The sequence below is a fragment of the Mycobacterium heidelbergense genome (genome assembly GCF_050205645.1).
GTDB classification, from domain to species: domain Bacteria; phylum Actinomycetota; class Actinomycetes; order Mycobacteriales; family Mycobacteriaceae; genus Mycobacterium; species Mycobacterium heidelbergense_A.
In genome coordinates, this window is sequence record NZ_JBNMQT010000002.1 from 36,495 (window position 1) to 60,898 (window position 24,404).

The 24,404-nt window shown below is 69.3% G+C and carries 24 protein-coding genes and 1 pseudogene; 12 read left to right on the forward strand and 13 right to left on the reverse strand.

Going from position 1 to position 24,404, the window contains the following annotated elements; translation table 11 throughout:
* Nucleotides 1-78 precede the first annotated feature (78 nt).
* From ACQI5H_RS01620 to ACQI5H_RS01630, 3 genes are all read left to right on the forward strand, one after another.
* The gene (locus ACQI5H_RS01620; protein ID WP_427077701.1) at nt 79-1,932 is read left to right on the forward strand and encodes a hypothetical protein; all 1,854 of its coding nucleotides are present in this window, start codon (nt 79-81) and stop codon (nt 1,930-1,932) included.
* A gap of 75 nt (nt 1,933-2,007) precedes the next feature.
* The gene (locus ACQI5H_RS01625; protein WP_427077702.1) at nt 2,008-2,664 is read left to right on the forward strand and encodes a glycosyltransferase family 2 protein; all 657 of its coding nucleotides are present in this window, start codon (nt 2,008-2,010) and stop codon (nt 2,662-2,664) included.
* Nucleotides 2,661-3,326: a TIGR04282 family arsenosugar biosynthesis glycosyltransferase gene (locus ACQI5H_RS01630; RefSeq protein ID WP_427077703.1), complete on the forward strand. Its 666-nt coding sequence runs from the start codon at nt 2,661-2,663 to the stop codon at nt 3,324-3,326. Before ACQI5H_RS01625 ends, ACQI5H_RS01630 begins: the two co-directional genes overlap by 4 nt.
* 73 nt (nt 3,327-3,399) lie before the next feature.
* Here ACQI5H_RS01630 and ACQI5H_RS01635 read toward each other — a convergent pair whose 3' ends face one another.
* The 12 genes and pseudogenes from ACQI5H_RS01635 to ACQI5H_RS01690 form a co-directional block, all read right to left on the reverse strand.
* Nucleotides 3,400-4,644, reverse strand: coding sequence for an APC family permease (locus tag ACQI5H_RS01635; RefSeq protein WP_427077704.1), 1,245 nt, complete (start codon nt 4,642-4,644; stop codon nt 3,400-3,402).
* Nucleotides 4,645-4,650: 6 nt separating this feature from the next.
* Entirely contained in the window at nt 4,651-6,003 is a 1,353-nt protein-coding gene (locus ACQI5H_RS01640; RefSeq protein WP_427077705.1) for a hypothetical protein, read from the reverse strand.
* Nucleotides 6,004-6,014: 11 nt separating this feature from the next.
* Nucleotides 6,015-7,097: an o-succinylbenzoate--CoA ligase gene (menE, locus tag ACQI5H_RS01645; RefSeq protein WP_427077980.1), complete on the reverse strand. Its 1,083-nt coding sequence runs from the start codon at nt 7,095-7,097 to the stop codon at nt 6,015-6,017.
* Between the two features lie 68 nt (nt 7,098-7,165).
* On the reverse strand, nt 7,166-7,468 hold the full coding sequence (locus ACQI5H_RS01650) for a DUF3349 domain-containing protein (RefSeq protein ID WP_427077706.1): 303 nt from the start codon (nt 7,466-7,468) through the stop codon (nt 7,166-7,168).
* Nucleotides 7,469-7,520: 52 nt separating this feature from the next.
* Entirely contained in the window at nt 7,521-7,820 is a 300-nt protein-coding gene (locus tag ACQI5H_RS01655) for a hypothetical protein (protein ID WP_427077707.1), read from the reverse strand.
* Nucleotides 7,817-9,052, reverse strand: coding sequence for an inorganic phosphate transporter (locus ACQI5H_RS01660; protein ID WP_427077708.1), 1,236 nt, complete (start codon nt 9,050-9,052; stop codon nt 7,817-7,819). Before ACQI5H_RS01660 ends, ACQI5H_RS01655 begins: the two co-directional genes overlap by 4 nt.
* A 93-nt stretch (nt 9,053-9,145) precedes the next feature.
* Nucleotides 9,146-9,556, reverse strand: coding sequence for a VOC family protein (locus ACQI5H_RS01665; RefSeq protein ID WP_427077709.1), 411 nt, complete (start codon nt 9,554-9,556; stop codon nt 9,146-9,148).
* Between the two features lie 13 nt (nt 9,557-9,569).
* Entirely contained in the window at nt 9,570-10,193 is a 624-nt protein-coding gene (locus ACQI5H_RS01670) for a maleylpyruvate isomerase family mycothiol-dependent enzyme (protein WP_427077710.1), read from the reverse strand.
* Between the two features lie 15 nt (nt 10,194-10,208).
* Nucleotides 10,209-11,099 (reverse strand): SDR family oxidoreductase, encoded by an 891-nt coding sequence (locus ACQI5H_RS01675; RefSeq protein WP_427077711.1) that lies wholly within the window; start codon nt 11,097-11,099, stop codon nt 10,209-10,211.
* A 29-nt stretch (nt 11,100-11,128) separates the two neighbouring features.
* Complete coding sequence (locus tag ACQI5H_RS01680; protein ID WP_427077981.1) at nt 11,129-12,031, reverse strand: 1,4-dihydroxy-2-naphthoyl-CoA synthase; 903 nt, start codon at nt 12,029-12,031, stop codon at nt 11,129-11,131.
* Nucleotides 12,032-12,130: 99 nt separating this feature from the next.
* Nucleotides 12,131-13,732, reverse strand: a complete 1,602-nt coding sequence (gene fadD8 / locus ACQI5H_RS01685) for a fatty-acid--CoA ligase FadD8 (RefSeq protein ID WP_427077712.1) — start codon at nt 13,730-13,732, stop codon at nt 12,131-12,133.
* Nucleotides 13,725-13,802: pseudogene (locus tag ACQI5H_RS01690) on the reverse strand (hypothetical protein); the annotation flags it as partial. The gene fadD8 and the pseudogene ACQI5H_RS01690, both read right to left, overlap by 8 nt.
* Nucleotides 13,803-13,875: 73 nt before the next feature.
* Here ACQI5H_RS01690 and ACQI5H_RS01695 point away from each other — a divergent pair.
* The 6 genes from ACQI5H_RS01695 to ACQI5H_RS01720 all read left to right on the forward strand — a co-directional run bounded on the left by ACQI5H_RS01695 (nt 13,876) and on the right by ACQI5H_RS01720 (nt 20,679).
* A complete protein-coding gene (locus ACQI5H_RS01695; protein ID WP_427077713.1) occupies nt 13,876-15,489 on the forward strand; it encodes an amidohydrolase in 1,614 nt (537 codons plus the stop codon).
* Nucleotides 15,486-16,457, forward strand: a complete 972-nt coding sequence (locus ACQI5H_RS01700) for an o-succinylbenzoate synthase (protein WP_427077714.1) — start codon at nt 15,486-15,488, stop codon at nt 16,455-16,457. The genes ACQI5H_RS01695 and ACQI5H_RS01700 overlap by 4 nt, the downstream gene beginning before the upstream one ends.
* On the forward strand, nt 16,454-17,242 hold the full coding sequence (locus ACQI5H_RS01705) for an alpha/beta fold hydrolase (RefSeq protein ID WP_427077715.1): 789 nt from the start codon (nt 16,454-16,456) through the stop codon (nt 17,240-17,242). The genes ACQI5H_RS01700 and ACQI5H_RS01705 overlap by 4 nt, the downstream gene beginning before the upstream one ends.
* Before the next feature lie 34 nt (nt 17,243-17,276).
* Nucleotides 17,277-18,911, forward strand: coding sequence for a 2-succinyl-5-enolpyruvyl-6-hydroxy-3-cyclohexene-1-carboxylic-acid synthase (gene menD, locus ACQI5H_RS01710; protein ID WP_427077716.1), 1,635 nt, complete (start codon nt 17,277-17,279; stop codon nt 18,909-18,911).
* An 8-nt stretch (nt 18,912-18,919) separates the two neighbouring features.
* Nucleotides 18,920-19,447, forward strand: coding sequence for a DUF3592 domain-containing protein (locus ACQI5H_RS01715; protein ID WP_427077982.1), 528 nt, complete (start codon nt 18,920-18,922; stop codon nt 19,445-19,447).
* Nucleotides 19,448-19,524: 77 nt separating this feature from the next.
* On the forward strand, nt 19,525-20,679 hold the full coding sequence (locus ACQI5H_RS01720; RefSeq protein WP_427077717.1) for a glycosyltransferase family 4 protein: 1,155 nt from the start codon (nt 19,525-19,527) through the stop codon (nt 20,677-20,679).
* A gap of 12 nt (nt 20,680-20,691) precedes the next feature.
* On the opposite strand, the gene ACQI5H_RS01725 is transcribed toward ACQI5H_RS01720, so the two are convergent.
* The gene (locus tag ACQI5H_RS01725; protein ID WP_427077718.1) at nt 20,692-21,246 is read right to left on the reverse strand and encodes a MarR family winged helix-turn-helix transcriptional regulator; all 555 of its coding nucleotides are present in this window, start codon (nt 21,244-21,246) and stop codon (nt 20,692-20,694) included.
* On the opposite strand from ACQI5H_RS01725, the gene ACQI5H_RS01730 reads away from it, so the two are divergent.
* From ACQI5H_RS01730 to ACQI5H_RS01740, 3 genes are read left to right on the forward strand one after another with little or no spacing between them, the layout of a single operon-like run.
* Entirely contained in the window at nt 21,245-22,396 is a 1,152-nt protein-coding gene (locus ACQI5H_RS01730; protein ID WP_427077719.1) for a sulfotransferase family protein, read from the forward strand. The two genes, ACQI5H_RS01725 and ACQI5H_RS01730, sit on opposite strands and share 2 nt — an antisense overlap.
* A complete protein-coding gene (locus ACQI5H_RS01735) occupies nt 22,386-23,690 on the forward strand; it encodes a DUF1214 domain-containing protein (RefSeq protein ID WP_427077720.1) in 1,305 nt (434 codons plus the stop codon). Before ACQI5H_RS01730 ends, ACQI5H_RS01735 begins: the two co-directional genes overlap by 11 nt.
* 18 nt (nt 23,691-23,708) lie before the next feature.
* Nucleotides 23,709-24,401, forward strand: coding sequence for a demethylmenaquinone methyltransferase (locus tag ACQI5H_RS01740; protein WP_427077721.1), 693 nt, complete (start codon nt 23,709-23,711; stop codon nt 24,399-24,401).
* The last annotated feature ends 3 nt before the right edge of the window (nt 24,402-24,404 follow it).

A 24,404-nucleotide genomic window follows, 5' to 3' on the forward strand; every position in this document is an offset into this window, starting at 1 on the left:
TGGTATTGCGGGCGGTATCGCAGTGTAATGATCCCAGGACATGCTGGCTGAAGGTTAGCCAGCCGAAGGAGCGCCGGGATGGACGTCGTCTTGGGAGTCGCGGTCGCAGGTCCCGTCGCCCGCCTGGCGCTTGTCGGGTCGGACGCACCAGGATCTGGCGTGCTCGACCAATCCGTCTTCGACATCGCCGACCACCCGATCGACACCCTGACCCGGACCGTGGTCGGAACAGATCGGCTGCTGGCCGACGAGGGCAATCGCCTGGTCGGGACCCGGCTGTGCTGGCCGGATACCCCGAAGGCCGACCAAGTCCGCCGGGCGCTCGAAGACTCGGGTGTCCACAATGTTGCCGTGCTGTCGGAGTCCGAGGCGGTGACGGCATTGATGCGTGCGGCCGGGCGGGCCGGCGGTGTGCTCGTCGTCGACGACGACACGGCGACGCTGTCGCTGGTGGGCGCGGCCGGCGAAGGTGAAGCACCGACCATGCTGGCCAGGCGGCCCCTTGGGGGCGGTGACGCTACCGCCGCGTTGGACACGATGATGGCCACCCTCGACGGCCAGCCGGGGGCCCCGCAGGACGTCTACCTCGTCGGCTCGTCGTCGAACCTCATCGGGGTTGCCGACCAGCTTCGCGACGCGTCAACGGTGCGGGTGGAGATTCCCGAAGACCCCACGTTCGCACTCGCCCGCGGCGCGGCGCTGGCAGCCGGGTTGACGCCCACGACGCCGGTCACAGCGGGAGCGGCGACCTCGATAGCTCCCGTGACCGCGGTCAGCGGAGACGCGACCGGGATCGCCCCCACGTCCGGGCTGGCGGATTCCGGTGCGGAAGAACCACGGCTTGCGTACTCGGAGGCCGAGGATGCCGAACCGTTCGCAGACGAGGTTGACGAGTACGACGACTTTGATGAAGACCCAGCCGCGACCGTTCGGATACCGCTGAGCCGACGGTCAGTGCTGCTCGGCAATGCGGTCATCGCGTTCGCCGTCATCGGATTCGCGGCGCTGGCCGCTGCCGTGGCCATCGCGGTTCGGCCGACCGCGAGCGCGGCGCCGCTGGTGGGGATCCAGAATGCCGCCCCGGGCAAGTTCATGCCACTGTTGCCGACACAGCAGCAGGCGCCGATACCGCCGCCCCCGCCCGACCAGCCCAACGCCGGCTTCCAGGGCGGCGTCATTCCGGACTCCAAGGGCTACATTCCGCCGCAGTTGGTGTCGCGCGGCGGGGACAGTCCCGCGCGGGTTGTCCAGGTGAACCCGGCGCCGGTTGCTCCGGTCAACCCGGCGCCGGTAGCGCCGGTCAACCCTGCGCCGGTAGCACCGGCCCTACCAGGTTTTGTGCCCAACCCGAACCCGCTTATTCCGATCCCGATCATCATTCCGTTGCCGGTGCAACAAGCGCCCCCAAACTTGCCGCCCGTAGTCCCGCAGCCGCCCGTGGTGGTGCCCCTGCCGCCGGTGGCTCCGCAACCGCCGGTGGTGCCGCAGCAGCCGGTGCCCCAACAGCCGGTAGTCCCGAAGCCGGTGGTGCCGCAGCAGCCGGTGGTGCCGCAACAGCCGGTAGTCCCGAAGCCGGTGGTGCCGCAGCAGCCAGCGCCCCAGCAGCCGGTGGTCCCGCAACAGCCCGTGGTCCCGCAGCAGCCGGTGGTCCCGCAACAACCGGTGGTTCCGAAGCCGGTGGCGCCGCAGCAGCCGGTGGTCCCGCAACAGCCGGTGGTTCCGAAGCCGGTGGTGCCGCAGCAACCGGTGGTGCCGCAGCAGCCACTGGTCCCGCAACAGCCGGTGGTCCCGAAGCCGGTCGTGCCGCAGCAGCCGGTGGTCCCGCAGCAGCCGGTGGTCCCGCAACAGCCGGTGGTCCCGAAGCCGGTCGTGCCGCAGCAGCCCGTGGTCCCGCAGCAGCCCCTCTTCCCGCAGCAGCCACGCCACTACTAAGGGCCCCGCCACGGCATATCGAACCCCCTTAGCGGGCCGTCGGCCCGCATTGTCGCCCGGCTATTGTCGGCAGCCATGCCCGACGACGCGGTGACGGTGGTGCTGCCCTGCCTCAACGAGGAGGAGTCGCTGCCGGCGGTGCTGGCAGCTATCCCCGCCGGCTATCGGGCGCTGGTGGTCGACAACAACAGCACCGACGACACCGCAGGGGTCGCGGGCCGACACGGCGCCGAGGTGGTCGTGGAGCCGCGGCCCGGGTACGGCTCGGCGGTGCACGCGGGCGTCGTCGCCGCGACCACGCCGATCGTGGCGGTCATCGACGCCGACGGCTCCATGGACCCTGGCGACTTGCCGCGGCTCGTCGCCGCGCTCGAGGACGGTGCCGACCTGGTGATCGGCCGGCGCCGACCCGTGCCGGGACTGCACTGGCCGTGGGTCGCCCGAGTCGGCACGATCGTGATGAGCTGGCGACTGCGCACCCGCCACGGCCTGCCCGTGCACGACATCGCGCCGATGCGGGTTGCGCGGCGGGAGGCGCTGCTGAACCTGGGAGTCGCCGACCGGCGATCGGGGTATCCGCTCGAGCTGCTGGTGCGAGCCGCGGCCGCCGGCTGGCGGGTGGTGGAGCTCGACGTCAGCTATGGCCCCCGGACGGGCGGCAAGTCGAAGGTCAGCGGTTCGCTGCGGGGCAGCATCACCGCGATCGTGGACTTCTGGAAGGTGATTTCTTGAGCGGCTTGCCGGTGGCCCTGCTGGTGGTGGCCAAGGCTCCGGAACCCGGCCGCGCCAAGACCCGGCTCGCCGCGACGGTCGGCGACGAGGTCGCCGCCGACATCGCCGCGGCCGCGCTGCTGGACACGCTGGATGCGGTGGCCGCCGCGCCGGTGGCGGCGCGGGTGGTTGCGCTTACCGGCGATCTGGACACCGCCGCCGGCGCCGCCGAGATCCGGCGACGGCTCGCATCGTTCACTGTGATCGAGCAGCGCGGTGACGGCTTCGCCGACCGGCTCGCCAACGCGCACGCCGACGCGGGCTTCGAGGGATATCCGGTGCTGCAGATTGGCATGGACACCCCGCAGGTGACCGCCGACCTGTTGACCGGCTGCGCGCGGCGGCTAGTCGAGTCGCCCGCCGTGCTGGGGCCGGCGCGCGACGGCGGATGGTGGATGCTGGGCGTGCGCGCGCCGGCGATGGCCGAATGCCTACGCCACGTCCCGATGTCTCAGCCCGACACAGGGGAGCTCACGGTGAAGGCGTTGCGGGACAACGGTATTGACGTCACCCTGGTGGAACCGTTGGCCGACTTCGACGTCGTCGCCGACATCGCCGCGGTCCGGGATGCGTGCGGGCCGGCCAGTCGGTTCGCCCGCGTCACCCGCGCGGCCGGGCTATAAGACCGCTCGCGTGTGCGTCCTGGGCGGTCAGTGTGCGTCCTGGGCGCCATCGACGCACACGCGGCAGGGGAGCTCAGGCCCGCAACCGCAACACCACGAACCGGCCGACGATCCCGACGGCGAACACGGCCAGCCCCGCAACCGCCGAAGTCCACGGCAGGGTGGCGACCAGTAGCAGGCAACCCGCCAGGCCGCAGACGTTGAGGATGCGGCGGCGCCTTTCGCCTCGCAGCGTATAGGCGGAGGCGTTGGCGATCGCGTAGTAAATCAACACCCCGAACGACGAGAAGCCGATCACCCCGCGCAGGTCGACGGTGGCCACCAGGATGCAGACGACGACGCCCAGTGCGACCTCGGCGTGGTGCGGTACCCGGTAGCGCGGGTGAACGGCCGCCAGCCACCCGGGCAGATCGCGATGACGGGCCATCGCCAGCACGGTGCGGCCGAGCCCGGCGATCAGCGCGAGCAGCGCGCCCAGGCTGGCCAGCGCGGCGCCGACGGTGATCACCGGCACCAGCGCCGGGACCCCGGCGGCCCGGACGGCCTCCGCCAGCGGCGCGGCGGCATGCGCGAGCCGATCGGGTCCCGCGGCGAGCAGGGCCGCCACTCCGACCACGAAATAGATCGCGACCGCGATCGCCAGGGCGAGGGTTATCGCGCGGGGGATCGTGCGGGCTGGGTCGCGAACCTCCTCGCCCATCGTCGCGATCCGTGCGTAACCGGCGAACGCGAAAAACAGCAACCCTGCCGACTGCAGAACGCCGTAGACCGTGCCGGTCGGCCAGTGCATTAACTGTGACGGTGCAGGCCTGGTCACCGCGATCCCGACGACCACCGCGGCAAGTGCAATCACCGTGCAGGCCAACAATATTCGGGCCAGCAGCGCGGTCTTGGTGACGCCCCGGTAGTTCAGCGCGATCAGCAGGACTACGGATCCCACCCCGATGATTCGCTGCGCCCATGCCGGCCCCGGAATCGCGTAGCTGGCGACCGTGAGCGCCATGGCCGCGCACGACGCGCTCTTGCCGATCACGAAACCCCACCCGGCGATGAAGCCCCACCAGGGGCCGAGGCGTTCACGCCCGTAGATGTACGTCCCGCCCGACGTCGGATAGACCGCGGCCAGTTGCGCCGACGCGGTGGCGTTGCAGTATGCGATGGCGGCGGCCACCGCCAGCCCCATCAGCAGGCCCGCGCCCGCTGCCCGCGCGGCCGGGCCGAACGCCGAGAACACACCGGCGCCGATCATCGAGCCCAGCCCGATCACCACCGCGTCGGTCGTGCCGAGCCGACGGGCCAGGCGTGGCTGTTCTTCCATGGCCGCCTACCAGTTCGTGAAGATTACGGAGTTGATCACCAGGGCGCCGGTAGCGTTGAGCGCCAACCACATTCGGTGTGAGCGTACCGGCAGCAGCGCGGGTGCCGCGGTGAGCCAGACGGTGAACGGCAGCCAGATCCGCTCGACCTCGGCCTTGCTCAGCATGCTCAGGTCGGCGACGACGATGGCCGCCAACATCGCGAGCAGCACCAGGTGAAAACCGGAGCGGCCACGAATCGCGGCCCGGTCGAACAGCCGGGCGATCCCCGCGACGCTGCCCAGCCCGACCGCGCACACCACGCTGGCCAGGTTGGCCCAGCTCCAGTACGCGAACGGCCGGTCCTTGGCCACTCCCTGCCAATAGCGTTGCTGCACAAGGGTATAGCCGTCGAACCAGTAGAACCCGGCCACGGCGAAGGTCACCGCCACCGCCAGCGCGGCCAAAAACGCCGGCCCGAGCGCCCGTAGGACCGCTCGCCACCCGGGCGCCGACACCAACACCGCCAACGCCGGGATGCCCATCAGTGCCAGGCCGTAATTGACGAACACCCCCCAGCCGAGTAGCAGACCCGCGGCGGCGGCGACCAGCGCGGGGAACCGGACCGGCCGGTGCACCGCGACCGCCAGCAGCGCGATGCCCCACGCCGCAACCCCCGCGAAGTAGGCATCGGCGGAGACCGCCACCCAGATCGCCGTCGGCGCCACCGCGACGAACGGTGCGGCCCGTCGCGCGGTCGGCTCGTCGGCCAGCGCGCGAACACCGATCAGCACGGCCGCCGCCGCGCTGGAGCCGGCCAGCAGGCACAGCAGGGCCGCCCAGGCCCCGCCGTGCAGGCCGATCCGGTCCAGCCACACGAACGTCAGCAGCGCACCCGGCGGATGCCCCGAGACGTGGGTGATCCACGAGTTCGGCTGGAAGTCGAGGATCCGGCTGGAGAACGTGCGCACCGCCGCTGGAATATCGGTGATGCTTCCCACCTGCGACAGGTACTCGTCGCGGGTGGTCAGCCGTCCGGCGAAGCCGCGTTGCCAGCCGTCGATCATCGCCAGCGCAAACGCCCACCCGCACGCGGTGGCCCAGCTGGCCAGAAGTAGGGCCCGCCACGAAAGACGTTGCGCCACAGTCGGTCCCCACAACACGGCGGCGACCGCGATGAGAATCGCCGGGCCGGTTCCCCAGCCGACATGGGCGTCCCAATAGCCGAAGATCGGCGCGGCGCCCGCCCGCATGGCGAAATGTTCCAGGCCGGTATCCGAACGGGGTTTGACGCCCCAGTTCAACCGCGGCAGCACGAACGCCGCGGCCAGCAGGACGACAGCGACGGCGACGGCCAACCACTCCCGGCGAGCAATCCTCACGATCGCCCAGCCTATTGATCGCCCGCATCGGCGAACCGGCGCACCAACGCCGCCCGGTCCACCTTGCCGATCCCGCGTCGCGGCAGCGCCGCGACGATGTGCAGCTCGCGCGGTGCGGCGGTGGCGTCGAGCGCGCGCGACACGTGCGCCCGCAGCGCGTCCAGCGTCGGGGGCGCGCAACCGTCGCTCACCACGACCGCGGCGACCACACGCTGGCCCAACGTCGGGTCGGCCAGCCCGAACACCGCGCAGTCGCTGATGGCGGGATGGGCGCATAGCGCCGCCTCGACCGGCTGCGGCAGCACGGTCAACCCTCCGGTACTGATCGCGTCGTCGGCGCGGCCGAGCACGGTCAGCACGCCCGCGTCGTCGAGGGCGCCGAGGTCGTCGGTGCGAAACCAGCCGGGCTCGGCAAATGGATCGGGATCGACCGGGTTGCGATAGCCGTTGGCCAGCGTCGCCCCGCCGATCACGATGCGCCCGTCGGTCACCCGCAGCCGGACCCCGTCCAGCGGGACGCCGTCGTAGACACAGCCCCCGGCGGTCTCGCTCATCCCGTACGTGCGCACCACGGTGATGCCCGCCGCGGCGGCGGCCTCGAGCACCGGCCGCGGAGCCGGCCCTCCGCCGATCAGCACGGCGTCCAGGCCGGCCAGCGCCGCCGTCGCCGCGGGATCGGTCAAAGCCTTGGCCAGCTGCGCGGCAACCAGCGACGTGTACCGCCGGCCGGAGCCCAATCGCCTTACGGCGCCGGGCAATTGGGTGACGTCGAAGCTGGCGGAAACATCCAGCTCGACGGGCGCAGAACCGGCGAGCACGCTGCGCACCAACACCTGTACGCCGGCGATGTGATGGGGCGGCAACGCCAGCAGCCAGCTCCCCGGACCGCCGAGACGGTCGTGCGTCGCCGATGCGCTGGCGACCAAGGCGGCCGCGGTCAGCAAGGCTCCCTTGGGCGCGCCGGTGGTGCCCGACGTCGTCGCCACCAGGGCGATGTCGTCGTCTATGGCTTCGCCCACGCGCAACGCGCGCAGCTCGGAGTCGCTCGCACCCGCGGGGGCCACGACCAGAGCGGGATCACCGCCATCCAGCACCCCGGCCAGCGCCGGCAACAGCGCCTCGGTGGCGGCGCCCGGTGCGACGCGCAGCGCCCGCAGAACGGCTATGCGTGGGCCCCGTCGTCGTGCTCTTCATCGAGCGGCCAGCCCTTGGCGGCCAACCGGGCATGCACCCGCTCGATGTCGTCCTCGGACGGCAGTTCGTCGGTCAGCTTGCTGATCGCCACGCCGATGTCGATCTTGTCGAATTCGCCGCGCGCCATCAGGTCACCGGCCACGGCTTTGACTTCGTCGTTGGTCAGCCGCCGGGACAGCAGCGCGAGCACCGCGAAGGTGTCGGTCGCTGGAACGCCCTCCGGATATCCCGCGCGCAACCACGAGACAACGGAACTCAGGAATCGGTTCACTTGCTATCTCTCCGCGCGAGGGATCGGCAGGTCGGTGGACAACGATTCAATGCTACTTAGGTTTGGCCCCTAGGAAGGCCTGACCCGTCTGGTGCGCAATGAAATCGCGGGAAATGTACAGCAGAGCCAGGGCGATCACGGCGATCACGACCGCATAGATGGCCCACGCGATCGCCAGCAGCACCGGATTCTTGTGCGGTGCGCCGCCGTCGGGGTTGACCTGTCCGGCGCCGACGGCGTGGAACCGCAGTCCGAGCGCAAACAGCCCCGGCAGCGCCCCGCCGGCCAGCATGGCGAAGAGCAGGATCTTCAGGGAGGCCCGGTAGTTGAACCATTCGCTGAAGTGGCTCATGACGCGTTGCCCGCGATCACGGTGTCGTGCGAGCCGGTGCCGGCCGCGCCACCTGCCCTAGGGCCCGCATCGGACGGCGGTTTTTCGTCCGAACCCTCGAGGCCGGCGGTGAGGCTGCCTTCCCATTCGGCGTTGACGTTCTTGTGGTCGACCTTGACCCTGCGCGACCGCAGGTAGATCGCCGACGAGACGGCGATCAGCAGGCCGAAGCCGATGATCGCGCCGGGGAATCCCCCGATGAGGTGCACGATCCAATAGGTGACCGCCCCGACCAAGCCGGCCAACGGAAGCGTCACCAGCCATGCGACCACCATGCGGCCGGCCACGCCCCAGCGCACCTCGCCGCCGGGCTTGCCCAGCCCGCTGCCCAGCACCGAACCGGTGCAGACCTGCGTCGTCGACAGCGCGTAACCGAAGTGTGCGGACAGCAGAATGACTGCGGCCGAAGATGATTCGGCTGCCATACCCTGCGGCGACTTGATCTCGACCAGCCCCTTACCCAGGGTGCGGATGATCCGCCAGCCGCCCAGGTAGGTGCCCAAGGCCATCGACAGCGCGCAACAAACGATCACCCACAGGGGCGGAGCCAGGTCGGTCTTGCTGACCGCGCCGTAGGACATCAGCGCCAGGAAGATGATGCCCATCGTCTTCTGCGCGTCGTTGGTGCCGTGCGCCAGCGAGACCAGCGACGCCGAACCCCACTGGCCGTAGCGGAACCCGGCCTCGGTGCGGTTGCTCGGGATTCCCCGGGTGATCCGGTAGACCAGCCAGGTGGCGAGGGCTCCGACGGCGATGGCCAGGATCGCGGACACGACGGCCGGGATGATCGCCTTGGACACCACGCCCTTCCAGATCACACCGTGCCCGCCGACGGCGGCGATCGTCGCGCCGACGATGCCGCCGATCAGCGCGTGCGAGGAGCTGGACGGGATGCCGAGCAGCCAGGTCAGCAGGTTCCAGACGATGCCGCCGACCAGGCCGGCGAACACCAGCTGCAGGGTCACGATGTGCGCGTCGATCAGGCCTTTGGCGATGGTGGCCGCGACCGCGGTGGACATGAACGCGCCCACCAGGTTGAGCACCGCGGACAGCGCGACGGCGGCCTTGGGCGCCAGGGCGCCGCTGGCGATGGAGGTCGCCATCGCGTTGCCGGTGTCATGGAAGCCGTTGGTGAAATCGAAAGCGAGTGCCGTGATTACGACGATGATGAGGAGGAACAAATCGATGTTCACAGCGCCTGATTCTGGTAGTTGGGGGATTAAATTGTCGAACGCTGGGCTGGCGGAAACGCAGGTGTACCTCGACTCGTCGTTGAATATTAGCGCTTAGTTAACCTTACGTTCCCCACGGTCGCCGCGCGTGTCTCGGCGCAGGGGGTGGTCGGGCGGGACCTCGACGAAAATCAGCGTGATTCCGTCTGGATCGGTGACGTGCATCTCGCGCAGGCCCCACGGTTCCTGCCGCGCCTCGCGGGCGATCGCCACCCCGCGGCCCTCCAGCTCGGCCTGGGTGGCCGCGACATCGCGGACCTGTAGCCACAGCGCGCCGGGAAAGGGGCCCCGGGAGTGGTCGGGGCTGCCGTAGCCAGCCAGCTCCAGCAGGGATTGGCCGGCGAAAAACACTGTGCCCGCGCCGTAGTCGCGGGCGATGGCCAGGCCGATCTTGTCGCGATAGAAGCTCAACGACTGCTGATAGTCCGCCGGCCGGAGCAGCATCCGGCTGGCCAGGATCTCCATAGCGTCGTGTCTATCACGTGCACCGGCTGCGCAGCGTGGGCACGCCGGGGCCGGCGAGGTCGTCGCAGCCAGCGGCGCGACCGGTCATCGCGAGGAGCAACGACAGCAGTGGACCCTCTACCGCCTCGCCCTCTCCGTGCTGCCAGTCGTCGTCGGTGGCCTTCAGGGCGAGCCCCGCGACGCGCTTCTTGGATCCGATCAGCATGTTGGAGCCCTTGAAGAAGTCGATCACCTCCCGAACCGCGTCGGGCGGGTAGGTGTGCGCGATGCCCAGCGGACGGCGCATGTCCTCGCCATGCACCACCACCTCACCGAGCCAGGAGGTCTTGGGGCCGGGCGGCGCCGAGGTGGAGTTCTGCAGGTCACGGAATTCGCTCAGGGTGGCGGCCGGGTCGGGGCCGCGGTGCTTGGCGATCTGCGCGTTGGCGAACTTGTCGAAGCTAAACCCGGCCTTGGCCATGTTGAGAAAGAACGTGGCCGGGTTCAGCGAGGCGGTCGCCGACAGGTGCGCGACGATGTCGCGGACCGTCCAGCCCGGGCAGAGTGACGGCGTCTCCCACTGCGCCGGCTCCAGGTCGGCGAGGTCGTTGGCGAGCGCCCCGCGCTCGGCCGCGATGGTGGCCCACAGATCAGGCATGGCGACCTCCCGGAGTTAGTGGGAATCGTTGAGGTGGTCGGCGCGGCGTGCCATGAGTGCATTGACCCAGCGGGGGCCGACGGTGTTCAACGCGTTGAGGGCGACGGCCATCCGCGGCGCGATCCGCACCGGCCGGGTGCGGGCGGCGGTGACCATCCATTCGGCGGCTTCTTCCGGGCTCAAAGCGGGCATCCCGTCATACGCCTTCGTCGGTTTGATCATAGGAGTTGCGACCAGCGGATAGTAGAGCGTTGTCGAGTGCACGCCCTTGTGGCCCCACTCGGTTTCCACGACCCGGCCGATGGTTCCCAGCGCGGCCTTCGACGCGTTGTACACCCCGAACATCGGCGATGCCTCCGACATCACTCCCCAGGTCGAGACGTTGATGATGTGCCCGTCGCCGCGCTCGATCATCCCGGGGGCGAGCCCGCGGATCAGGCGCAGCGGGCCGTAGTAATTCAGCGCCATGATTCGCTCGACGTCGTGCCAGCGTTCCAGCGACTGGGCCAGCGGTCGCCGGATCGACCGGGCGGCGTTGTTGATCAGAATGTCGATGCCGCCGAGGCGCTCGTCGACCTCGGACACCAGCGCGTCGATGGCGTCCATGTCCGAGAGGTCGCACGGGATCGCCGTCGCCGCGCCACCCGTGGCCGCGATCCGGTCGACCAGCGCGTCCAGCAGCTCCTGGCGGCGGGCCACCGCGACCACGGTGGCCCCGTGTTTGGCGAACAGTTCGGCGCCGGCCTCGCCGATGCCCGACGACGCGCCGGTGAGCAGAATCCGCTTGCCGTCGAGGCTGACCGGTTTGATCGCGGGCCGGTTGATGAGAATTTGCGGCGAAATCGGCGGCCGCATGGTGGCCAGCACTAGCTGGTCGGTCAGGCGGCGAAGGGGACTCTTGCTCACAGGGGGCGAGTGTAGGCGCGCCGGACCGCTCAGAAATAGCGCGGGAACGGGGTCCAGTCCGGTGCACGCTTCTCCAGGAACGCGTCGCGGCCCTCGACGGCCTCGTCGGTCATGTACGCCAGTCGGGTGGCCTCGCCCGCGAACAGCTGCTGACCCACCAGACCGTCGTCGAGCAGATTGAACGCGAACTTCAACATCCGTTGTGCCTGAGGCGATTTCGCGTTGATCTCGCGCGCCCACTGCACCCCGACGCGTTCGAGCTCGGCGTGCGCGACGACCTCGTTGACCGCGCCCATGTGGTGCATCTGCTCGGCGGTGTACGCGCGGCCGAGGAAGAAGATCTCGCGGGCGAACTTCTGGCCGACCTGACGGGCCAGGTACGCGCTGCCGTAGCCGCCGTCGAAGCTGCCGACGTCGGCGTCGGTCTGCTTGAAGCGGGCGTGCTCGCGGCTGGCCAGGGTGAGATCGCAGACCACGTGCAGGCTGTGCCCGCCGCCGGCCGCCCACCCGTTGACCAGGCAGATGACCACCTTGGGCATGAACCGGATCAGCCGCTGCACCTCGAGGATGTGCAGCCTGCCGGCCCGGGCGGCGTCGACGGTGTCGGCGGTTTCGCCGGAGGCGTATTGATAGCCCGACCGGCCGCGGATGCGCTGATCGCCGCCGGAGCAGAACGCCCAGCCGCCATCCTTGGGCGATGGTCCGTTGCCGGTCAGCAGGACCACGCCCACGTCGGGGGACATGCGGGCGTGGTCCAGTACCCGGTACAGCTCGTCGACGGTGTGCGGCCGAAACGCGTTGCGCACCTCGGGCCGATCGAAGGCCACCCGCACCGTCGCATCCTCGACGTGGCGGTGGTAGGTGATGTCGGCCAGATCGTCGAAGCCGTCGACGGGCCGCCACGCCGCCGCGTCAAAAGGGTTGTCACTCAAGGCAGCCATGGTGCAACCCTAACCATGCCCGCCGAGCGTGACGCCACCGTCACACTCGACCGCGAACGTGACCGCAGCGTCACGTTGGGGCCCAACGCATTAGCCGACGGCGCGTCCCGCGCCTTCCCAGAACTGCGCACGGACGGCCTTCTTGTCCGGCTTGCCCAGCCCGGTCAACGGCAGCGACTCGGCGATGACCACCCGCTTGGGCGACTGCACCGAGCCCTTGCGGTCTTTGACCGCGGCCTGAATCTCGGCGGTCATCGCCTCGATCGCGGCGTCGTCGCGGGCCGCGTCCGAGCGCAGCACCACGACGGCGGTGACGGCCTCGCCCCACTTGTCGTCCGGCGCCCCGACGACACAGACCTGCGCGACGGACGGATGTTCGGCGACGACATCCTCGACCTCGCGGGGAAACACGTTGAAGCCGCCGGTGACGATCATGTCCTTGACCCGGTCGACGATGAAGTAGAACCCGTCGTCGTCCTCGCGGGCCATGTCGCCCGTATGCAGCCAGCCGTCCTTGAACGTCTCGGCGGTCGCGTCGGGCAGATTCCAGTAGCCGCCGGCCAATAGCGGTCCGCTGACACAGATTTCGCCCGGCTCGCCCTGCGGCACCGGCTTGCCGTCCTCGCCCAGCAGCGCGACCCGCGCGAAAAGCGTTGGGCGCCCGCAGGATGTCAGTCGCTTCTCGTCGTGATCGCCCTTGGCCAGGTAGGTGATCACCATCGGCGCCTCGGACTGCCCGTAGTACTGGGCGAAGATCGGGCCGAACCGCCGGATCGCCTCGGCCAGTCGCACCGGGTTGATCGCCGAGGCGCCGTAGTACACGGTCTCCAGCGACGACAGGTCACGGGTGCGCGAATCCGGGTGATCCATCAGCGCGTACAGCATCGAGGGCACCAGCATGGTCGCCGTAATGCGTTGCTCTTCAATGACTCTCAGCACCTCGGCCGGGTCGAACTTGGCGAGCACGATCATCTGGCCACCCTTGACCAGGGTGGGCGTGAAGAACGCCGCCCCCGCATGCGACAGCGGCGTGCACATCAGGAAGCGCGGGTTTTCCGGCCATTCCCATTCGGCGAGCTGGATCGACGTCATGGTGGCGATGTTGCCGGTGGTGCCGATCACGCCCTTGGGCTTGCCGGTGGTGCCGCCGGTGTAGGTCAGGCCGCCGATATGGTTCGGCGGCAGGTCGGCAACGACCAGCGGCTTCGGCTGGTACTTGGCGGCCTCGGCGGACAGGTCGACGGCCACGCCACTCAATGCCTCGGGGACCGGGCCGATGGTGAGGATCTGCTTCAGCGAGTCCACCTTTTCCAGCAGTCCCAGCGCGCGCTCGACGAAATTCGGGTTGGGGTCGATGATCAGCGCGCTCGCCCCGGCGTCGTTGAGCACGTAGGCGTGGTCGTTCAGCGAGCCGAGCGGGTGCAGCGCGGTGCGCCGATAACCCTGGGTCTGGCTGGCGCCGAGGATCATCAGGACCTCGGGACGGTTGAGCGACAGCAGGCCGACCGTGACGCCGGTGCCGGCGCCCAGCGCCTCGAACGCCTGCGTGTACTGGCTTATCCGCTCGGCCAGCTGGCCGCCGGTCAGCGTGGTGTCGCCGAGGAAGAGCACCGGCTTGTTCTTGTGGCGCTTGAGCGAGCCCACCAGCAGGTGGCCGTTGTGGGTCGGGTTGCGCAGCAGCTCGTCACTCATGGCGCCACTCCTCCTCATCGCTTCGTCCCCCGCAAGCGGGCGGTACCCCCACTGCATCGTCGCCGGCGCGACTCATGGCCCCAAGACTAGAACGTGTTGCAATTCGGGTCAGCCGGACCCTGGGATCACTAGGATTCCTGCACATGACGCAGGCAGATGTCGTCATCACCGGGACCGTGCTCACCGTCGACGACGCGCGCCCCACCGCCGAGGCCGTCGCCGTTGCCGATGGCCGGATCATCGCCGTCGGCGCCCGGTCCGACGTCGAGGGCCTGATAGGTCAAGGCACCCAGACCATCGACGTCGGCTCGCTAGGTGGAGGCTGCATCATGCCGGGATTCGTTGAGGCGCACGGTCATCCGCTGATGGAGGCCGTCGCGCTGTCGGAGCGGATCGTCGACATCCGCCCGGTCACCCTCCGCGGCGCCGACGACGTGGTCGCGGCGGTCCGGCGCGAAGTGAGCAAGCGGGGCGCGGACGGCGCCTACCTCAACGGGTGGGATCCGCTGCTGCAGCCCGGACTTCCGGAGCCCACGCTGGCCTGGCTGAACGAGATCGCGCCCGACGGACCGTTGGTGATCATCCACAACTCCGGCCACAAGGCCTTCTTCAACTCGCACGCCGCGCACCTCAACGGCCTGACCCGCGACACCCCCGACCCCAAGGGCGCCAAGTTCGGCCGCGACGCCAAAGGAGAACTCGATGGCACCGCCGAGGAGATCGGCGCGGTGTTTCCGCTGCTGGGCGGCGCCATCCAGGCCGATAGCTACCCGGCGATGCTGCTCGCCGAATGCGCCCGGCTCAACCGGGCCGGGCTGACCACGTGTTCGGAGATGGCGTTCGACCCGAATTTCCGGCCGCTGGTCGAGCAGCTGAGCGGGCAGCTGACGGTGCGGCTGCGCACCTATGAGGTGTCCAACCCGCAGATGTCCACCGCCGTGGCGCCGGGGGAGGGCGACGACATGTTGCGTCAGGTCGGCATCAAGATCTGGGTGGACGGCTCCCCGTGGATCGGCAACATCGCCCTGTCCTTTCCGTACTTGGACACCGACGCAACCCGCACCATCGGCGTAACGCCCGGCTCCTGCGGATGCGCCAACTACACCGCCGAGCAGCTGACCGAAATCGTCGGCGCCTACTTTCCGTTGGGCTGGCAGATGGCCTGCCACGTGCAGGGCGACGCCGGCGTCGACACCATCCTGGATGTCTACGAGGAGGCGCTGCGCCGCGATCCGCGCGACGACCACCGGCTGCGCCTCGAACACGTCGGGGCCATCCGGCCCGACCAACTCCGGCGCGCCGCCGCGCTCGGCGTCACGTGCAGCATTTTCGTCGACCAGATCCACTACTGGGGCGACGTCCTCGTCGACGGTCTGTTCGGGCCGGAGCGCGGATCCCGTTGGATGCCAGCGGGTTCCGCGGTGGCCACCGGCATGCGTATCTCGTTGCACAACGACCCGCCGGTCACGCCCGAGGAGCCGCTGCGCAACATCAGCGTGGCCGCGACCCGGACGGCGCCCAGCGGCCGGGTGCTGGCGCCCGAGGAGCGGCTGACGGTCGAGCAGGCGATCCGCGCGCAGACCATCGACGCCGCCTGGCAGCTGTTCGCCGACGACGTGATCGGCTCGCTGGAGGTCGGCAAGTACGCGGACATGGTGGTGTTGTCGGCCGATCCCCGGACCGTGCCGCCCGAGCAGATCGCCGAGCTCGACGTGCGCGCCACGTTTCTGGCGGGCCGCCAGGTTTACCGCCGGTGAAGCCCGCCTTGGACGACCTGCTGGACCGCCTGCACGTGGTGGCGCTGCCCATGCGGGTGCGGTTCCGCGGCATCACCACCCGTGAGGTCGCGCTGATCGAGGGCCCGGCGGGCTGGGGCGAGTTCGGTGCTTTCGTGGAATACGGGCCCGCCGAGGCCGCCGCGTGGCTGGCGTCGGGCATCGAGGCCGCCTACCGCCGCCCGCCGCCGCCGCGACGCGACCGGATCCCGATCAACGCCACCGTGCCGGCCGTTCCCCCCGATGAGGTCGGCGAGGTGCTGGCGCGGTTTCCGGGCGCCCGCACCGCCAAGGTGAAGGTCGCCGAACCGGGACAGACGCTGGCCGACGACGTCGAGCGCGTCAACGCGGTGCGGGAGCTGTGCCCCACCGTGCGGGTGGACGCCAACGGCGGCTGGAGCGTCGAGGAGGCGGCCAGGGCCGCGGCCGCCCTGACCGTCGACGGCCCGCTCGAGTACCTCGAGCAACCGTGCGCCACCGTCGACGAACTCGCCGAACTACGCCGGCGCATCGACGTGCCGATCGCCGCCGACGAAAGTATCCGCAAAGCCGACGACCCACTCGCCGTGGTCCGCGCCCGCGCCGCCGACGTCGCGGTGCTGAAAGTCGCTCCGCTGGGCGGGGTTTCGGCGCTGCTCGACATCGCCGCACGGATCGACATCCCGCTCGTGGTCTCCAGCGCGCTGGACTCGGCGGTCGGCATAGGCCAGGGCTTGACCGCCGCGGCGGCCCTGCCGCACCTGCGCCATGCCTGCGGGCTGGGCACCGGCGGCCTGTTCGCCGAGGATGTCGCCGAGCGCGCCGCACCCGTCGACGGGAGCCTGGCCGTCGCGCCTGTGACGCCCGATCCCGCGCGGCTGGGGGCGCTGGGCGCGCCGCCGGAGCGGCGGCAGTGGTGGATCGACCGGGTCAAGGCCTGCCACCCGCTGCTTGTAACGTGCTCCGAGTGACCAACCTGGCTTACGACGACCGCGGAACGGGGGAACCCGTCGTCTTCATCGCAGGCCACGGCGGTGCCGGGCGCACTTGGCTGCCGCATCAGGTGCCGGCGTTTCTGGCGGCCGGGTATCGCTGCATCACCTTCGACAATCGCGGCATCGGCGCCACCGAAAACGCCGAAGGGTTCACCACCCAGACCATGGTGGCCGACACGGCGGCCCTGATCGAAAAGCTGGGCGCCGCCCCGGCCCGAGTCGTCGGCGTCTCGATGGGCTCCTACATCGCCCAGGAACTCATGGTGGCCCGGCCCGATCTGGTGAGCGCCGCGGTGCTGATGGCGACGCGCGGCCGCCTGGACCGCGCCCGGGAGTTCTTTCACCAAGCCGAGAACGAGTTCTACCAGTCCGGTGCCAAGCTACCCGCCGGCTACGAAGCGAAAATGCGCTTGATGGAAAGCTTTTCACGCAAGACCCTCAACGACGACGTGGCCGTCGCGGACTGGATCGCGATGTTCAGCACGTGGCCGGCCAAGCAAACCCCGGGAACGCGCTGCCAGCTGAACATTTCCCCGCAGACCAATCGCCTGCCCTCCTACCGCAGCATCTCGGCGCCGGTGCTCGTCATCGGCTTCGGCGACGACCTGGTGACGCCACCGCACCTGGGGCGCGAGGTGGCCGACGCCATACCCAACGGCCGCTACGTGCAGATCCCCGACACCGGTCACCTCGGATTCTTCGAGCGGCCCGAGGTCGTCAACGCCGAGATGTTGAAGTTCTTCGCCGACGACAAGGCCTGAGGCCTGTTCAGCGGCCCTGTGACACCCTGTAGGAGTGAACCCCTCGACGACACAGGCTCGCGTCGTCGTTGACGAGCTGATCCGCGGCGGCGTCCGCGACGTGGTGCTGTGCCCCGGCTCGCGCAATGCCCCGCTGGCATTCGCGTTGCAGGACGCCGATCGTTCCGGCCGGCTCCGGCTGCACGTCCGCATCGACGAGCGCACCGCCGGCTATCTCGCCATCGGTCTGGCGATCGCCGCCGACGCGCCGGTGTGCGTCGCGATGACGTCGGGCACGGCCGTGGCCAACCTCGGCCCGGCGGTGGTGGAGGCCAATTACGCGCGGGTGCCGCTGATCGTGCTCTCGGCCAACCGGCCCTACGAACTGCTCGGCACCGGGGCCAACCAGACCATGGAGCAGCTGGGCTACTTCGGCACCCAGGTTCGCGCCACCATCAGCCTGGGCCTGGCCGAGGACGCGCCCGAGCGCATGCCCGAGTTCAACGCCACCTGGCGATCGGCCACCTGCCGAGTGTTGGTGGCCGCCACGGGTTCTCGCACCGCCAACGCCGGCCCCGTGCACTTCGACATCCCGCTGCGTGAACCGTTGGTGCCGGATCGGGACCCTCAATCGGTGACGCCGCCGGGCCGGCCCGGCGGCAAACCGTGGACCTACACGCCAGCGGTCAGCTTCGACCAGCCGCTGGACATCGACCTGTCGCCCGACACGGTCGTCATCGCCGGGCACGGCGCGGGCGCGCAGCCCGAGCTGGCGCAGTTGCCCACCGTCGCCGAGCCGACGGCCCCGCCCCCGGCCAACCCGCTGCATCCCCTGGCGCTGCCGCTGCTGCGCCCCAAGCAGGTGATCATGCTCGGCCGCCCGACACTGCACCGGCCGGTGTCGGCGCTGCTGGCCGACCCGCAGGTGCCGGTGTTCGCCCTCACCACCGGGCCGCGCTGGCCCGACGTCTCGGGTAACTCGCAGGCCACCGGCACCCGGGCCGTCACCACCGGGACGCCGAATCCGGCGTGGCTGCACCGCTGCGCGGAGATGAACCGCCACGCCGTCACCGCGGTCCGGGGCCAGCTCGCGGCCCACCCGCTGACCACCGGCCTGCATGTCGCGGCCGCGGTCTCCGACGCGCTGCGCCCGGGCGACCAGCTGGTGCTCGGCGCGTCGAACCCGGTGCGCGATGCAGCCTTGGTCGGCCTGAACACGCACGGCATCAAGGTCCGGTCCAACCGCGGCGTCGCCGGCATCGACGGCACCGTCTCGACCGCGATCGGGGCGGCTTTGGCATTTGAGGGGCCCCACGAGGGACGCACGGTCGCGCTCATCGGTGACCTCACATTCGTCCACGACAGCTCCGGTTTGCTGATCGGCCCCACCGAGCCGACACCGCGACGCCTGACCATCGTGGTGTCCAACGACAACGGCGGCGGCATCTTCGAACTCCTCGAGCAGGGCGACCCGCGGTTCTCCGACGTGTCGTCGCGGATCTTCGGAACGCCGCACGACGTCGACGTGGGCGCGCTGTGTCGCGCCTACCACGTGGAGAGCCGGCAGATCGAGGTCGAAGAGCTGAGTGCGGCCCTCGACGAACCCGGGGCCGGTATGCGGGTGCTGGAAGTCAAGGCTGACCGGTCTTCCTTGCGACAGCTGCACGCCGCCATCAAGGCGGCCCTATGAGGATCGGTGTGATATCGCCGAAGACGTTGTTGCGCATCCTCATTCACGGCCGCAGTGATGAACCACCGAAGACCCGCCCGAGAATCGTGTTGCGGTGGGTACGCATTGCGGTGCTGATCGTGGCCGGCTTGGTGACGCTGCAGTCGGTGCTGCTGGTCGCCGGCGCCTGGCGCGACGACCTTGCCATCCGACGCAACATGGGCGTCGCGCAGGCCGAAGTGCTCAGCGCCGGCCCACGGCGATCCACGATCGAATTCGTCACGCCCGAACGCATCACGTATCGGCCCGAGCTGGGTGTGCTGTATCCGTCGGAATTGTCAACCGGCATGCGAATTTACGTCGAATACAACAAGCGGGATCCGAACCTGGTCCGCGTGCAGCACCGCAACGCCGGGCTGGCGATCATCCCGGCGGGGTCCATCGCGGTGGTGGCCTGGCTGGCCGCCGGCGCCGTGTTGGTCGCTCTGGCGCTATTGGACAGGCGGCTGGACGGCCGCGTGAAGGGCGGCAAGGAGCCGGGCGAGTCACCGTCTTAGGCCCTTAAGCAGCAGATTTCGCGCCCCGTATGCCAGTCGGCAACCTTGACGACAGGCAATGCTGGCATTGTGATGGCGTGCGCGTTGCAATCGTCGCCGAATCATTCCTCCCCAATGTCAACGGTGTCAGCAACTCGGTGCTGCGCATCCTGGAGCATCTGCGCCGCACCGGTCACGAAGCCCTCGTCATCGCGCCGGACAACCCGCCGGGCCAGCCCCGGGCGGATCGGGTTCACGACGGCGTGCGGATACATCGGGTGCCGTCGCGGATGTTCCCCAAGGTGACCACGTTGCCGCTCGGTGTGCCAATGCCCCGGCTGCTCAGTGTGCTGCGCGGTTTCAATCCCGACGTCATGCACCTGGCGTCGCCGGCGCTGCTCGGTTACGGCGGCGTGAAGGCCGCCCGGCGGCTGGGGGTGCCGACGGTCGCGGTGTACCAAACCGACGTCCCCGGTTTTGCGGCCAGCTACGGGATTCCGATGACGGCACGCGCGGCGTGGGCGTGGTTCCGCCACCTGCACAGCCTCGCCGACCGCACCCTGGCTCCATCCAGCGTGACCATGGAATCTCTTGTGGCCCACCGGTTTCCGCGGGTACACCGATGGGCACGCGGTGTCGACGTGCTGCGGTTCGCGCCGTCGGCGCGCAGCGAGGCGCTGCGGCGGCGGTGGTCGCCGCAGGGCAAGCCGATCGTCGGGTTCGTCGGTCGCCTTGCGCCGGAAAAGCACGCCGAGCGGTTGGCCGCGCTGACCGCCGACGAGTCGGTGCAGGTTGTCATCGTCGGCGACGGCGTGGACCAACGCAAGCTGCAACTGGCCATGCCCACAGCGGTTTTCACGGGTGCGCTGTATGGCGAGGAGCTCGCCGAAGCGTATGCCAGCATGGACGTCTTCGTGCACACCGGCGAGCACGAGACGTTCTGCCAAGTCGTGCAGGAAGCGCTGGCGTCGGGGCTGCCGGTGATCGCCCCCGACGCCGGCGGACCCCGCGACCTGGTCGCGCCGTGGCGAACCGGACTCCTGTTGGGAGTCAACGAGTTCGAGGCGCGGTTACCCGGCGCTGTCGCGCACCTGCTCCAAGAGCGCCACCGCTATTCGCACGCCGCTCGGCGCAGCGTGCTCGGCCGCAGCTGGCCGGTCATCTGCGACGAGCTGCTCGGCCACTACGAGGCGGTGCTTTCGCCCTATGCGCCGGCGCGTATGTCGTTCCGGCGACATGCGCAGGGTGAGTGAGTAGCCGAGCCGCTAGATTTTGATCGGCGTCTTCGTCGTGTCCCCGAGGAACTTCGTCAGTAGCCGATCGAACTGTTGGAGCTCGGCCGCCGACCAGTCCGAAAGCGCCCGCGCCAGGTGATCCCTGCGCACCTCGTGCAGGGAGCCCGCGGCGCGTACGCCGTCCGCCGTGGCTTCAATGACCGAAACTCGGCCGTCGCCCGGATCACCGCGTCGTGTAACGAGTCCCGCATCGGCCAGGGCCCGCACCCGGCGTGTGGCCATCCCGACGTCCATGTGCGCCATCGTTGCCAGGCGCCCGATCGGTAGAGGTCCCTCGTCGATCAAGACGCGAAGCAGGATGTAAGAGGGTTGCGATAGCTCGGTATCGGCAGCCGACGCCTGTCGAGCGAACGCCGAGCGACTCACGCTGAGCCGCACGATTCGCGAAAGCGTGGCGCTGATGGAATCCACGGAATCCCGCTTTGGCGCGTACGTCACGCCCCTCACCGTACCAAAAATATACTTGACATAGTCAAATACATGGCGATAGCCTGCCGAAATCAGCTTGCGCTGAGGAGGTTTCATGCTGGGGTCGCGCTTCTACTTTGACTGGCACAACTACCGGACCATGCTCGGGTTGTTGCGCCGGGACCCGCCGACGCCGAAGCGTTGGTCGCGCTACCTCGGCTTCCTGGTCGGCGTGCCGACGATCGCGGCGATCCACGCCGTGTGCTTCACGCTCGATCCGATCCTGTTTCCATCGCTGCGCCGCACGCGGGTGACCGGGCCGACGTTTTGCATCGGGCACGCCCGCAGCGGCACCACCTACCTGCATCGGCTGATGGCCGCCGACCCACAGTTCAGCTACGCCCTGATGTACGAGCTGTTCTTCCCGTCGCTGTTGGAGAAGCGGTTGTTGCGCCTTCTGTTTGCCCTTGACGCCGCGGTGTTCGCGAAGCGCCTGCGGCACCGCCTTGACGCGATCGAGGAGCGCCGGTTCGCGCCGACCGACGATATACACAAGACGGGCTTTTTCGTCCCCGAAGAGGACGACTTCTTTCTCACCTGGTCGCTGTGTTCGGGTTTCTGGATCGTGGTGTTCCCGTTCATGGGCGAGCTCGACTTCTACCACGTGGACCAATGGCCCGAACGCAAGCGCCGCCGGGTGATGGACTTCTACTCCCAATGCGTCCGCCGACAGATCGCGCTCAACGGCGGCGGGACGCACCTGAGCAAGAACCCCACCTTCTGCGGTCGCGTCGAATCCCTGATCGAGACGTTTCCCGACGCGAGATTCGTTGTGCCCATGCGTAATCCCGACGAGACGATCCCGAGCCTGCTCAAGATGCTGAAGACCGAATGGGGCCTGCGCGGCCGCGACGAGCGCCTGATCGCGAAATCGCTGCGCGTGCTGGCCGATCAATCCTTCGATACCTACCAGCGGCCGCTTGACGTTCTGGCCAGGCATCCCGAGGTTCGCTCGGTCGTCGTCGACTATCGCGAGCTGGTCGCGCAACCCGGCGCCACGATGCGCCGGATCTATCGGGAGTTGGACCTCGATCTAGGTCCGGTGGCCGCCAAGGCGTTCGCGTCCGCCGGGGGCGGTCACGAGTCGGCCCACCGCTACAGCCTCGAGGAATTCGGCCTCGACGCCGGAGAAATCCACACCCGCCTGGCCGCCCTGTTCGATCAATACCAGTGGGACACCGAAGGAAAGGAAGCAGATGTCCACTGAATCAACCCGGGTCGAACTCCGCGCGGCCTGGACGGACATGATCGACGCCATGACCCGGGCGCGCGACGCCGTCGACTCCGCCGAGCTGCACGCGCCACCGCTGACCGAACAGGGCCTGGCGGAAGGGCACCGCTATCTGCTGGGCTTCGTGTTCAGCGCGATCGAGCGCGCCTTCTTCGAAGACCCCGAATTCCCGTACTTCCGGCGCGCCATCCAACCGCTCGACAAGGCGACCATCGACAACGCCGACGCCCTGTACCTCTCGGCCTCGATCGACGGCGCCAAGGGCTACCGGGTCCGTGGCCGGCTCGTGCCGAAAGCGCCGCAATACATCATCTTTGAGGCCCACACTGTGTACGCCGGAGACACCGGCAGTCTCGCCGAACTCGCCCCGGGAGGGCGCGCCGTCACCGGATCGTTGGATGTCGCCGACCTCGCGGTCGACGGCGACGGCCGCTTCGAGATCCTGCTGGCTCCCCAGCGGCCAACCGGCCACGCGGGCAACTTCATCGCCACGTCCACGGCGGACGGCACCGAGACGGCTCGTTTCCTGATCGCCCGCATGCTCTTTCATGACTGGGAACACGAGGTATCTCCCGAGCTGCACATCGTGCAGATCGGCAAAGAGGGCGGCCGCCCGCTGCCGATCGATCCGGCCGGGGCGTCCCGTCACCTTCGTCGCGTCGGCACGATCGTCGAAAACCAGATGAGATTCTGGAACGAATTTTATGACGTCGTGCTGGAGGCGCACGGCGACAAGAATGGTGACGGGTTCACCCTGATGCCCCGCAACGCCCTGAACGAGCCGGCGCTCGCCAACCTCGCCATGGGCGGCGGGCAGAGCACCAACGTCTACTCCGGTGGCGTGTTCGACCTTGAGCCCGACGAGGCGCTGCTCGTCGAAGTCGCCGTCCCCGTGGCGCCGGCGTACATGGGCTTCCATCTTTCTAATTTGTGGGGCGAATCGCTCGATTACGCCAACCACACGAGCAGCCTGAACGGATTTCAGTCCGAATCGGACCCTGACGGGACCTTCCGCTACGTGGTCGCGGGGACCGACCCCGGCGTGCCGAACTGGCTCGACACCGCCGGCCACCGCGGCGGGTTTCTGGCCCTGCGGTGGACGTACTCCACGCCCCCGCCCGACTTGCCGACGGCGACGGCGACCAAGGTACCGCTGGCCGGCGTGCGTCAGCACCTTCCCGCGACCACCCGCGCCGTCTCTCCCGAGGAGCGCAGGGAGCAGATCAGGGTGCGCCAAGAACACGTCCAGCGAAGGTACCGACAATATTGACCCGGTAGCGTCGTCCGGGTGAGCCGCGCGGCGCTGGACAAGGACCCCCGCGACGTCGCGTCGATGTTCGACGGCGTCGCCCGCCGGTATGACCTGACCAATACCGTGCTGTCGCTGGGCCAGGACCGGTACTGGCGCCGGGCGACGCGTTCGGCGCTGAAGATCGCGCCCGGCCAGAAGGTGCTCGACCTGGCCGCCGGCACCGCCGTGTCGACCGTGGAGCTGGGCAAGTCCGGGGCGTGGTGTGTGGCGGCCGATTTTTCGGTCGGGATGCTCGCCGCAGGCGCCGCGCGCAAGGTGCCGAAGGTCGCCGGCGACGCCACCCGGCTGCCGTTCGGTGACAACGTATTCGACGCGGTCACAATCAGTTTCGGGTTGCGCAATGTGGCCGACCCGCAGGCGGCGCTGCGCGAGATGGCGCGGGTCACCCGCCCCGGCGGTCGATTGGTGGTGTGCGAATTCTCCACTCCCACCAACGCGCTGTTCGCCACCGCCTACAAGGAATACCTGATGCGGGCGCTGCCGCGGGTGGCGCGGGCGGTCTCCAGCAACCCCGACGCGTACGTGTATCTCGCGGAGTCGATCAGGTCCTGGCCCGACCAGGCGACGCTGGCGGGTCGGATTTCGGCCGCGGGGTGGTCAGCGGTGCGGTGGCGCAACCTGACCGGCGGCATTGTGGCCTTGCACGCCGCGTACAAGGCCCTGCGGTGACCG